This is a genomic window from Rheinheimera sp. UJ63, from assembly GCF_021568285.1.
Classification (GTDB): Bacteria; Pseudomonadota; Gammaproteobacteria; order Enterobacterales; family Alteromonadaceae; genus Alishewanella; species Alishewanella maricola.
In genome coordinates this window covers 762563-774535 of sequence record NZ_JAKGTQ010000001.1, presented here as the reverse complement: position 1 = coordinate 774535, position 11973 = coordinate 762563, and the positions used below count along the sequence as shown (strand labels likewise).

The window sequence follows — 11973 nt, the reverse complement described above, 5'->3', positions numbered from 1 at the left end:
ATACAGAATTGAAAATATATCACTTCACGCAATATAAGTCTGTAGTTAAACTGTGTTCATTAAAGCAGTACAGGGCAATAAGGCCGCAGCATACTGCTACTGCTCAGCGTGGCTGAGACAGACTAAGAATTCCGAGAACATTATGAGTAACTACTTTAATACCTTAAATTTACGTCAGCAATTAAGTCAATTAGGCCGTTGTCGTTTTATGGACAAAGCCGAGTTTGCTAACGGATGCGCTTTAATCAAAGACTGGAACATTGTTATCGTAGGTTGCGGTGCGCAAGGCCTAAACCAAGGCTTAAACATGCGCGATTCTGGCTTAAACATTAGTTATGCTTTGCGTGCTGAAGCGATTGCTGAAAAGCGCGCCTCCTTTCAAAAAGCCAGCAGCAATGGCTTTAAAGTAGGCACTTATCAAGAATTAATTCCAGCAGCGGATTTAGTTTTAAACTTAACACCAGACAAGCAGCACAGCAGCGTGGTTGATGCGGTAATGCCACTGATGAAGCAAGGTGCAACCTTAGCTTATTCACATGGCTTTAATATTGTTGAAGAAGGTAAGCAAATTCGTCCGGATATCACCGTAGTGATGGTTGCGCCTAAGTGCCCTGGTACCGAAGTTCGTGAAGAATACAAACGTGGCTTTGGTGTACCTACTTTAATTGCCGTGCATCCAGAGAATGATCCTAAAGGCCAAGGTTTAGAAATTGCTAAGGCTTACGCTTCTGCTACCGGTGGAGATCGTGCTGGTGTGTTGGAATCGTCATTCGTTGCGGAAGTTAAATCAGACTTAATGGGTGAACAAACCATCCTATGCGGCATGTTACAAACAGGTGCCATCTTAGCGTTCGACAAGATGGTGGCAGATGGCATGGATAGCGGCTACGCAGCAAAATTAATTCAATTTGGCTGGGAAACCGTAACGGAAGCGCTGAAACACGGCGGCATCACCAACATGATGGACCGTTTGAGCAATCCGGCGAAGTTAAAAGCCTTTGATTTAGCAGAAGAGTTAAAACTGACATTACGGCCATTATTTGAAAAACATATGGACGATATCATCAGCGGTGAGTTTTCACGCACCATGATGGCCGATTGGCATAATGATGACAAAAATTTACTGACTTGGCGTGAACAAACCTTAGACAGCGGTTTTGAACAAGCACCGGTGTCGGATGAAAAAATCGCTGAACAAGAATTTTTTGACCGCGGCATCTTACTGGTTGCCATGGTAAAAGCCGGCGTAGAATTGGCCTTCGAAACGATGGTTGATGCGGGGATTATCGCTGAATCGGCTTACTACGAGTCTTTACATGAGACGCCGCTGATCGCTAATACCATTGCGCGTAAGCGTTTATACGAAATGAACGTGGTCATTTCAGATACCGCTGAATATGGTAATTACTTGTTTGCGCACGCTGCTATTCCATTGTTACGCGACAAAGTAAACGCCATGAGCAGTGAACTGATTGGTAAAGGTTTAAGCAGCAGCCAAAATGGCGTGGATAACTTAAAACTTATCGCTGTCAATGAAGCCATTCGCCAACACCCGGTAGAAGTTGTTGGTAAGAAGTTACGCGGTTATATGACGGCAATGAAACGAATTGTTGAGGCGAATTAATTCGTCTACCTGAATGAAGTGGTTAGTGGTGATTAACCTGCAGCAGTGTTGCAGTTAATACCAGACCAATAATGATGTTATACGTGGACCTTGGTTGTTTTGCCCCGCTTGTCGGGGCTTTTTTTTGCCTGTTTGTCCTAAACTAAGTATGCTTAAACGCTAAGCACTGGAGAATAATCATGAAAACAATCGCATTGGTAGCACATGACGGTAAAAAAGCTGCGTTACTCGAATGGATCGAAAAACATCAGTCTTTTTTTGCCGACAAACAACTTATTGCAACCGGTACCACCGGAAAGCTGATCAGTGAAAAGTTACAACAACCGGTACGTTGTATGGCCAGTGGTCCGCTGGGTGGCGATCAACAAATCGGTGCTTTAATTGCGGAACAACAAATTGATTGGCTGATATTTTTTTGGGATCCATTGTCATCACAGCCGCATGATCCTGATGTTAAAGCGTTAATTCGTTTAGCGGTAGTATGGAATATTCCGGTGGCTTGTAATGTCGCCACAGCAGACTTTATTGTACATTCCAGTCTTTACCAGCAAGATTATCAGCGTTCAGTGCCTGATTTTCAGCAACACAACAATCGGTTACAAAAGAGTTAGTTTCGGTAAGCGAGCAAGCTCAGTGGTGCATTCTTCGTTATAGCCCTGTCATGACAGGGCTATTTTATTGGAGCGCTTTAGCCTTGTAGCTAAGTGTTTTCGCGGTGAAATTAGCATTAAACCAATACGCACTTATTGCGAATTGTTATTATTTGTGTTTAGATATACGCCTTAGCATCATCATCTCGTGGAGCTGTAATGAAATTCAATTCTGTCACCCTGTTAGTTGCTGCCGGTCTTACTTCTTGTTTATTCCATACTGCTGCGGCCTATGCCGATGAAGTCAATGTGTACTCTGCGCGGCAAGAAGAACTGATCAAACCTTTACTCGATACCTTTACCGTACAAACGGGTATTAAGGTTAATTTAATTACGGGTAATGCCGATGAATTGATCACGCGTATGCGCAGTGAAGGCCGCAATAGCCCAGCTGATTTACTCCTGACGACCGATGTGGGCCGTTTAACCCGAGCGAAAGAGCAGGGAGTATTGCAAGGTGTTACCTCAGACAAATTAGCGAGCGTTATTCCTAGCACTTTGCGTGATCCTGCCGGTGTTTGGTATGGCTTAACCGTTCGAGCTCGGCCCATTATGTATGTTGAGGGAAAGGTAGATCCGGCACAATTATCAACTATGGAAGATCTCGCCGATCCGAAGTGGAAAGGTAAAATTTGCGTGCGTTCTTCAAATAATATCTATAACCAATCTCATGTTGCTTCTATTATTGCGCATGATGGCGCTGCGGTAGCCGAGCAATGGGCTAAAGGGTTAGTGGCCAATTTTGCACGTCCACCACAGGGTGGCGATCGTGATCAAATTAAAGCCGCAGCAGCGGGTGTATGCGATATCGCTTTAGCCAACACTTACTACTTAGCCGGTATGCTGACCGATCCCGCTGAACAAGCGGCGGCAGCAAAAATGCGTATTTTCTGGCCTAATCAGCAAGATAATGGCGTACATATTAATATTTCAGGCGCCGGTGTAGCCGCTTTTGCTCCTAATAAAGCGAATGCGCTGAAATTGCTAGAATATATGGTAGAGCCAGACGCGCAGCACTGGTATGCTGACGTCAATAATGAATACCCTGTTCGTAGTGACGTAAACATCAGCAAAGTGTTAGAGCAATTTGGTCGCTTCAAAGCCGATGAGTTACCGTTAGAACAGTTAGGCGAGTTTAATGCTGAAGCGATCCGGGTGATGGACCGCGCTGGCTGGCGTTAAACTACCCGTCGTAGTAGGAGCCGACATCGTTGTTCAGAATACCGCTGTTTAATCGTTGGCGCTGGGCAGTATTACTGCCCGCCTTGTTGTTGGCGCTGCCGGTAATGATGGTATTCGCCAGTTTATTCTCTTGGCAAACAGCGGTTTGGCAGCATTTGCGCCAAACCGTGCTGCCTGATTATGTTCTCAATTCGCTGTTGTTAGCTGGCGGCACCGGTTTAGGTGCCTTAACGATTGGCACCGGCGCCGCATGGCTGATTAGCCAATATCAATTTATTGGCCGACGTTATCTCGACTGGTTATTGTTATTACCCTTAGCGGTTCCCGCTTATATCATCGCTTACACTTATACCGGCATGCTCGACTTTGCTGGCCCTGTGCAGCAGCAATTACGTCACACTTTCGATTGGTCTTACGGTGATTATTGGTTTCCTGAGATCCGCTCGTTGGGTGGGGCGGTATTGATGCTGTCATTAGTGTTATATCCTTATGTTTATATGTTGGCACGTAATGCTTTTTCTGAGCAGTCGGCGTCGTTATCTGAGGCGAGCCGCACCTTAGGTTTAACGCCGCGCCAGCATTTTTGGCAAGTCGCGTTACCTTTGGCGCGCCCGGCGATTTTAACCGGGATGGCATTAGCGATGATGGAAGCCTTTGCCGACTATGGCACAGTGCAATATTTTGGTGTACCTACCTTTACCACGGGGATTTTTCGAACCTGGTTTGGGATGGGCAATGCGTTAGCCGCCGCGCAACTCGCCGCGCTGTTAACCAGTTTTGTGCTGTTTTTATTGTTGTTAGAGAAATGGTCACGGCGCAAAGTGCGTTATTATCATCAAGGTCAAAAACACAGTGCTGCGGCTTTACGCCAAGTGAGCTTTGCTCGGCAATGTTTATTTCTGTTGTTGTGCACTCTGCCAGTATTATTGGGTTTTCTGTTACCGGCATGGCAGTTAGCCAGTTGGGCGCTTGGCAATTGGCAGCGCACCTTGGATAGTGCTTTTTGGCAATTAGTTTGGAATAGTTTTTCTTTGGCCGCGGCGGCGGCTTTGTTGTCGGTGCTGTTGGCGTTGCTGTTTGCTTATGCACGACGTTTACGCGACGATCCTTTAGTACGATTCCCGGTACAATTAGCCGCGTTAGGCTATGCGGTTCCTGGCACGGTCATTGCCATTGGCGTGATGATACCCTTGGCATGGTTTGATCAACGGATCGATTTACTTGCTGAGCAATGGTTTGGTGTCCGCACCGGTTTACTGTTTTCCGGTACTATTTTTGCGCTGCTATTAGCTTACAGTGTGCGTTTTTTGGCAGTGTCATTACATGGTATTGAAGCCGGTTTAGCGCGAATAAAGCCTAATATGGATAATGCCGCGCGTTCTTTAGGTTTAGGGCCTTGGCAGGTGCTGCGGCGCGTACATGTACCGTTGTTACGCAGTAGCGTGTTAACGGCGTTGTTGCTGGTGTTTGTTGATGTACTCAAAGAATTGCCCGCAACCCTGTTATTACGGCCTTTTAATTTTAATACCTTAGCGGTGAGAGCGCATGAATTAGCTTCTGATGAGCGCTTAGCCGAAGCGGCCTTACCTGCGCTGGCTATTGTATTGGTGGGGCTGTTACCTGTGATTATTTTAGCGCGTTCTACTGAGCAACGTATGCGAGGAAACAAATAATGTTGGCATTAGAGCAACTGGCTGTCGCTTATGGCCCTCATAAAGTGGTCAATGACATTTCATTGACTTTAGCCCAAGGCCAAATTGGCTGTTTAGTGGGCCCTTCTGGTTGTGGTAAAACCACTATTTTACGCGCAATTGCCGGTTTTGAAGCGCCGGCCTCGGGTGTGATCCGCTTGCAAGGTCAACAGGTGAGTAATAGTACATCTCAGTTGGCGCCTGAATTACGCAAAGTAGGCATGGTGTTTCAAGATTTTGCGTTATTTCCTCATTTAACCGTTGCCGATAACATTGCCTTTGGCTTAAAGGATTTTAATAAAGCGCAAAAAGCAGAGAAAGTCAGCCGTTTATTACAACTCGTGGGTTTGCCCGATCTGGGCAAACGGTATATTCATCAACTATCCGGCGGTCAACAACAGCGGGTGGCATTGGCCCGAGCCCTTGCTCCTGAGCCCAAGGTGTTATTACTGGATGAGCCGTTCTCTAGTTTAGATACCGAGTTTCGCGAAGTGTTAGCGCGGGATATACGTAAAATCTTAAAGCAATTGCATATCACTGCGGTATTAGTGACGCACGATCAGTTTGAAGCCTTTGCAATGGCAGATATGATTGGGGTGATGCAACAAGGCCAGTTACAGCAGTGGTCGACCCCTTATGAGTTGTATCATCGACCTGTTAATCGGTTTGTGGCTGACTTTGTTGGTCGGGGCGTGATGTTGCCAGGCAAGATGTTAGATGCGCAACAAGTTGAAACCTGTTTAGGTGTTTTTCGGCAACGTTATTTAACGGACGTACAGACCGATGATTTAGTCGATGTCCTGATCCGGCCGGATGACATTGTGCATGATGACGACAGCCCAATCCAAGCTACTGTGTTGGAAAAAGCTTTTCGCGGTTCGCACATCCTGTATACCTTGGCGTTAGCGGGCAGCGAGCAAGTCTATTGTTTAGCGCTAAGTCATCATAATCATGCTATTGGCGAGCATATTGGCATTCGTCTTGATCTTGATCACTTGGTGTTGTTTCCACGGCTAACTTAAAAGCCGGGCTGAGTTACTTGCTTGGCTCAGGTAAAAGCTGATGCAGTAATTCAGCAAACTCGCCACTGTCTTTTAAGGCCTGTAAGCCCAGATCAAATTGCTGTTTTAAATATTCGCTATCAGGGTGATGTTTTGGAAAGGCTAGGTGCATGGGGTTGATTTCTAATGCTGGCACCAGCCAATCTATAGCCGATTGCCGTAATTCAACCGGTAATCTCGAGATAAAATATAAGCCACTTTGTAAATCTGCGGGGACGTAGTCCACGCGTTGCATCGCCAGCATTTTAAACAGTTGCTCTTCTGAAGCCACACTGACTTTACTCAAGTTACTTTGGTGCAGTAAAGGATGTTGCAGATAACCGGTAACGAACCCCAAGGTGCCATTTCCTGCTAGCACGGTGTCAAGATTTTGTTTTACTCTAAAATCCGCTTTGCGTTTAAATAAAACAATGTGATTGGCATAAATTGGCTGGGAATACAGCCATGTCTCGGCACGCGCTTCGGTATACCAAATGGCAATCACCCCAGCATACAAACCCTGTTCGGTATCATGCACCGCGCGGGCAAAAGGCATGAATGCCACTTCAATATTGAGTTGTTGTCTGGCAAAAGCGCGCCGAACAATCTCAATAACCACACCTTGCTTGACAAGATCAGTACCATAATGTGGCGGATATTCGCTGCTAGCGAAAATGATCGGGTTATGAGCTAAAGCGTTAGCAAAAAGGCTTGAACAGAACAGCAGGCTGTTCATTAAGAAAGCGTAGCGTGAGATTTTGCCGAAAAGGTGACTCACAAGTGGGCTCATCCCTGTAAACACAGTGTTATTTTAATTGAGTTTAGCAGAGCGCGAGAAAAGAAAAAAGGCGCGCTTTACTAGCCGCGCCTCCAGGGAAAAGGTTGGCTTAACGTAAAAATGCCGCGATCTTGTCAGCAACAGCGCTAATATTCAGCACGCCATCTAAATGACCAAATTCACCGGGAATTTCAGCATAAGCAGCATTGTCTTGGTTCATTACCGCAACGCTTTGTTTCGACATTTCAGCCAGCAGTAGTTGATCACCTGTCGCCGGTAAAAACAGCGTTTTCGCCGTCACTTTGGCTAATGCCGCTTGCCAGTTATCGCCCATACCGGCGCGAAATAACTGCGATGCTCGAATTAGGTAAAGAATATGATTGGCATCTTGCACACTGGCACGCGTGGCGGCTTGTTCCATCAACTGTTGCCAAGCTGAAAAAGGCGCCAAAATATCATTGTGCGGCGCGCGATCTGTAGCAGGAGCAGGAAAACGCGCATTAAAACTGCTTGGATAAAGCGCGTCTTGGGTAATGTAAGCTACGGCAGTGGCTAAACCGGCACGGGGCTGACCTTGTTCATAATAATCACCCTTATTCCAAGCGGGATCGTGTTTAATTGGGTAAGCCCAGCGCTCTAAGCGCACCGCAGCCCAGGCATCAATGTAAGCCGTGCCAATCACCGGCAATAAGCGTTCAACCCGCTCAGGGTAGCGCACCGCCCATTCAATCGCTTGAAAAGAGCCCATTGATGCACCAATTACCGCATGCAGTTTTTTAATACCGAGGCTATCTAATAAATGGCGCTGTACTTCGACAAAATCACCGACGGTGACAACGGGAAAGCTTAATCCCCAGGGCTTGCCGGTGGCAGGGTTGATGGTTGCAGGCCCCGTGGTAATAACGTTAGGATCATACACATTAGCATTGACGAGGGTGTCGACGCTTATTACATAAAACTTATTCGTATCAATGGCTTTGCCAGGGCCGATAATGGCATCCCAATAACCTGGTGCGGCGTCATCAGCATGATATTTACCGGCAGCATGCGACGTGCCAGAAAAAAAATGTGTAATAAGAATCACATTAGACTTATCAGCGTTAAGCTTGCCATAGGCTTCCCAACCTACTTTTACCGGATGAATAATTTGGCCATTATCGGTTTTAAAGTTATCAATGCTAAACGCTTGTTTAGTAACGAGTAATGGCTCAGCTGAACTGCAGCTACTTAACAGTAATAAGCTGGCTAGTAGCAAAGAATAAATAGAACGCATAACTGTTTTCCTTAAAACCATTGAAACAAGGTAATGGCTAATATCACACCGAGTACCGGCATCAATACGCTAACCACGGCGACCGGCCAGTAAGCATTTTGATGTGACTCGCCACAGATAGCACGGATAGTCGTAACGACATAGCCATTATGCGGCAGTGAGTCGAGTGCGCCGGATGAGATCGCCACGACACGGTGTAGTTGTTCGGCATCGACACCGCGATCTAAATAAGTCGGCGCAATTTCAGGTAACGCAATAACTTGACCTCCCGAGGCCGAGCCGGTTAACCCCGCAATGGCACTGACCGCGACCGCAGCACCAATTAACTCTGGGCCAGGTAAATGCGTCATATATTCAACCACTTGATTAAAAGCGGGCGTTAACTTAGCAACACCGCCAAAACCGACAACGGCAGCGGTATTACCGATAGCGAGTAACGCACCGAGCACCCCTTCATTGGTGGCTGCGCCAGGGTTGTGAATAAAACGGAACGTTAATAAATACAAACTGACGACACCACCGGTTAGGGCAATAATTAAGGCTGCTTGCTGTAAACTGTCGTGTAATAAAAACGAGGTCACTAACACCACTAACAAAGGAATTAACCCCGTCAGCCAATGCGGTAACGGTTTATCGGTAACCGTCGGATCGCTGGCGCGACTGACAAATTGCTCACCCTTTGCTTGTGCTTTTTTTATCATCCACATCAGCGCTAAATAGCCGCCAACCGCCATGAAAACCGCTACCATGATGCTGACTTGCCACCCCGCGTAAGGGGTAGTGCCAAGATAAGGGATTGGGATCCAGTTTTGAATTTCTGGAGAGCCTGCTGATGTCATGGTAAAGGTCACAGAGCCTAGGGCTAGCGTGGCTGGAATAAAGCGCCGTGGTAAATTGGCCCCTTTAAACAAGCTCACCGCCATGGGGTAAGCAGAAAAAGCCACGACAAATAAACTGACACCACCATAGGTTAATACGGCACACGCTAACACAATGGCTAACACCGCGCGGGTATGGCCTAGTCGTTTGACAATCGCCAAGGCGACCGCATCGGCCGCACCACTGTGTTCCATCAACTTACCAAATAAGGAACCGAGTAAAAACATCAGGAACCAGGCCGCGACAAAGCTAGAGAAACCTGCCATATAACCATGCACAAAATCGAGCTTATCGTTTAGCTGCCAAAAGGGGATACCGTTTGTTAACGCCACCAACAGCGCACAGAGTGGGGCGGTAATGAAGAGGTTGAAGCCGCGCATCGTTAACACGATGAGTAAACCTAAACCCAGTAATAATCCGAACAGACTTAACATGGAGTAATCCTTGTTTTTATTTTTTCTTAGTCTGATACAGTCTGCTCTGCCTCACCATAGTACTAAGGTACAGGTTAATATTTCTGCGATCAGGGCTACTCTATGGATAACAACTTACAAATCTATAATTCCAAATAGACAGCAACATCTGCAATCAACAGGAGAGCCCCATGGCCAAGAATAATAAGATTGAGCAAGCTTCAACGATCTACCCGCGCTTCTTTCAACCCAGCCTCTTGGCATTAGCCGTAAGCAGCTGTTTAATGGCGCCTGCTTTCGCTCAAGAAAGCAACAGCAATGATGATGAAGTAAAATTAGAACGGATTGAAGTGACTGCTCGACGCACAGTAGAAAACTTACAAACGGTACCCGTGGCGGTAACGTCAATTGGTGAAGAAGAATTAGCTCAGCGTGGTATCGATAATATTACGTCGGTACAGCAATATTCACCGAACACCACTTTGCAAGTATCACGCGGTACTAACAGTACTTTAACGGCTTATATTCGTGGTATTGGTCAGCAAGATCCGTTATGGGGTTTTGAACCTGGCGTAGGTATTTATATTGATGACGTTTACATGGCGCGCCCGCAAGGTGCAGCGTTAGATGTTTATGATGTCGAGCGGATCGAAGTACTACGTGGTCCGCAGGGCACCTTGTACGGTCGTAACACTATCGGTGGTGCGGTTAAGTATGTCACCAGAGAGTTAACTGGTGATACGGCATTTGCTGTGCGCGGCACCATCGGTACTGATAATCAGCAAGATTTTAAATTATCGGGCCAAGTAGGTTTAACGGATAACTTATTTGTCAGTGGTGCTATTGCTAGCTTTAACCGCGATGGTTTTGGTACTTATTTAAATACCGGTGCTGATAACTATGACAAAGATGTGCAATCTGGCCGTGTGAGTGTGCAGTGGAATGCCGCAGACAATTTTAGCGTGCGCTTCAGTGCTGATAAAACTGTCGATAAATCAAATTCAAAAGGGGGCTATCGTTTAACGCAAAGTTTATTGGTTCCTAATCAGCCATTAACTGACAGCGTATACGACTCTTATTCTAGTATGCCAGCCGACAACAAAGTGGATACGGAAGGTCAATCGTTAACCTTAACGTGGGATCTTAACGATAACTGGACGGTGAAATCGGTGACCGCCAGACGTAAAGGTGTTACCGATACCAATATCGATTTTGACTCTACCCCTTTACAGTCATTAGATGTACCGGCTTTTTATGAAGATGAGCAAACCTCTCAAGAGCTGCAGTTATTATTTAGTGGCGATAAGTTTAAAATGGCGTCGGGCTTATACTATTACACCGGTGAAGCTTGCGGGGCCTTCGGTACTGTTATTGTGGCCGGTGCCGGTGTAACTGTTGAAAACGGCGGTTGCGTAGACACCGACAGTATTGCTGCCTACGCTCAAGGTACTTACGAGTTAACTGACAAGTTATCGTTAACTGCGGGTGGTCGTTATACCAAAGATGACAAAGATGCCACCTTAGACCGCAGATTGTACCTAGGCTACAAAGGGCCACGTGATCCTGCTGCGCCAAATACCCTATTACAAGTGCAAACAGATTTTAGCGGGAGTGAAAGTTTTAGCCATTTCTCACCACGTGTAGGTGCAGAGTACCAGTACAGCAATGATTTAATGTATTACGTGAGCTACACAGACGGCTTTAAGTCAGGTGGTTTTGATATGCGTGCGGTTGAAATTGTAAACCCTAACGCGACCGACCCGTACCAAGAAGAAACGGTTGATACCTATGAGTTGGGTATTAAGAGCGAATGGTTAAATCAGCGTTTACGTTTGAATGCGGCGGTTTTCCATTCTTCTTATGAAGATATGCAAGTTACCGTGCAACGTGCGGTAGGTAATAACGTTGCATCTCAAGTATTAAATGCGGCCAGCGCAGATATTAACGGTGCTGAGGTTGAAGCCTTGTTCGCGGCGACACGTGATTTGGAAATAACCGCGATTGTCGGTTACATCGATGCGTCGTTTAACAAAGTAGAGTTCTTTGATCCAGTATCGCAAGCGGTGGTTGATGTATCTAATGTTTGGGGATTTGCTAATACGCCGGAATTAACGGCAACCTTAGCGAGCCGTTACACCGTAGAAACCGATTTTGGTAGCTTAGTGTTTAATGCTAACTTAGCTTATCGCGGCGCGACGCAAATTTTTGAAGTACCCTCTGTACTCGATTACGGCGGCTATACCTTGATCAATGCAGGTGTAAACTGGTACTCAAAAGACGGTTACTGGGATGTGTCGCTACAGGGCAAAAACTTAGGTGATAAGCAGGCGCGTATTGCTGGTTACAATTTTGCGTTGTTAGCGGGTGAGCAAACCATTACCGGTTATTACATTGACCCACGGACGGTAAGTTTGTCAGTCGGTTACCGTTTCTAATCTCGAAA

Annotated in this window: 9 protein-coding genes; 6 read left to right on the top strand and 3 right to left on the bottom strand. The window is 46.4% G+C overall.

The genetic code is table 11. The features are described from left to right. Nucleotides 1–142: 142 nt before the first annotated feature. The 5 genes from ilvC (at nucleotide 143) to L1N97_RS03565 (ending at nucleotide 6169) form a co-directional block, all read left to right on the top strand. Nucleotides 143–1624 carry a ketol-acid reductoisomerase gene (gene ilvC, locus L1N97_RS03585; protein WP_229584866.1) on the top strand — a complete coding sequence of 494 codons (1482 nt, stop codon included), beginning with the start codon at nucleotides 143–145 and terminating at the stop codon, nucleotides 1622–1624. Between the two features lie 179 nt (nucleotides 1625–1803). Then, the gene (locus tag L1N97_RS03580; RefSeq protein WP_229584867.1) at nucleotides 1804–2235 is read left to right on the top strand and encodes a methylglyoxal synthase; all 432 of its coding nucleotides are present in this window, start codon (nucleotides 1804–1806) and stop codon (nucleotides 2233–2235) included. A gap of 198 nt (nucleotides 2236–2433) precedes the next feature. Continuing rightward, nucleotides 2434–3456 carry a Fe(3+) ABC transporter substrate-binding protein gene (locus tag L1N97_RS03575; protein WP_229584868.1) on the top strand — a complete coding sequence of 341 codons (1023 nt, stop codon included), beginning with the start codon at nucleotides 2434–2436 and terminating at the stop codon, nucleotides 3454–3456. 29 nt (nucleotides 3457–3485) lie between these two features. Continuing rightward, nucleotides 3486–5129 carry an ABC transporter permease gene (locus tag L1N97_RS03570; RefSeq protein ID WP_236128842.1) on the top strand — a complete coding sequence of 548 codons (1644 nt, stop codon included), beginning with the start codon at nucleotides 3486–3488 and terminating at the stop codon, nucleotides 5127–5129. Continuing rightward, a complete protein-coding gene (locus L1N97_RS03565; protein WP_229584870.1) occupies nucleotides 5129–6169 on the top strand; it encodes an ABC transporter ATP-binding protein in 1041 nt (346 codons plus the stop codon). The genes L1N97_RS03570 and L1N97_RS03565 overlap by 1 nt, the downstream gene beginning before the upstream one ends. A gap of 13 nt (nucleotides 6170–6182) precedes the next feature. Here L1N97_RS03565 and L1N97_RS03560 read toward each other — a convergent pair whose 3' ends face one another. The 3 genes from L1N97_RS03560 to L1N97_RS03550 form a co-directional block, all read right to left on the bottom strand. After that, nucleotides 6183–6965, bottom strand: coding sequence for a substrate-binding periplasmic protein (locus L1N97_RS03560; RefSeq protein ID WP_236128841.1), 783 nt, complete (start codon nucleotides 6963–6965; stop codon nucleotides 6183–6185). 109 nt (nucleotides 6966–7074) lie between these two features. After that, nucleotides 7075–8238: an E22 family MetX-like putative esterase gene (locus tag L1N97_RS03555; RefSeq protein WP_236128840.1), complete on the bottom strand. Its 1164-nt coding sequence runs from the start codon at nucleotides 8236–8238 to the stop codon at nucleotides 7075–7077. 11 nt (nucleotides 8239–8249) lie between these two features. Beyond that, a complete protein-coding gene (locus tag L1N97_RS03550) occupies nucleotides 8250–9551 on the bottom strand; it encodes a GntP family permease (protein WP_229584873.1) in 1302 nt (433 codons plus the stop codon). Between the two features lie 170 nt (nucleotides 9552–9721). On the opposite strand from L1N97_RS03550, the gene L1N97_RS03545 reads away from it, so the two are divergent. Continuing rightward, a complete protein-coding gene (locus L1N97_RS03545) occupies nucleotides 9722–11965 on the top strand; it encodes a TonB-dependent receptor (RefSeq protein WP_229584874.1) in 2244 nt (747 codons plus the stop codon). Nucleotides 11966–11973: the final 8 nt, after the last annotated feature.

Bases quoted from the DNA above. Each gene is read 5' to 3' on its own strand.
- L1N97_RS03565 (WP_229584870.1), top strand. From the start codon at position 5,129: ATGTTGGCATTAGAGCAACTGGCTGTCGCTTATGGCCCTCATAAAGTG.
- L1N97_RS03550 (WP_229584873.1), bottom strand. From the start codon at position 9,551: ATGTTAAGTCTGTTCGGATTATTACTGGGTTTAGGTTTACTCATCGTG.
- L1N97_RS03545 (WP_229584874.1), top strand. From the start codon at position 9,722: ATGGCCAAGAATAATAAGATTGAGCAAGCTTCAACGATCTACCCGCGC.
- L1N97_RS03555 (WP_236128840.1), bottom strand. From the start codon at position 8,238: ATGCGTTCTATTTATTCTTTGCTACTAGCCAGCTTATTACTGTTAAGT.
- L1N97_RS03575 (WP_229584868.1), top strand. From the start codon at position 2,434: ATGAAATTCAATTCTGTCACCCTGTTAGTTGCTGCCGGTCTTACTTCT.
- ilvC (WP_229584866.1), top strand. From the start codon at position 143: ATGAGTAACTACTTTAATACCTTAAATTTACGTCAGCAATTAAGTCAA.
- L1N97_RS03580 (WP_229584867.1), top strand. From the start codon at position 1,804: ATGAAAACAATCGCATTGGTAGCACATGACGGTAAAAAAGCTGCGTTA.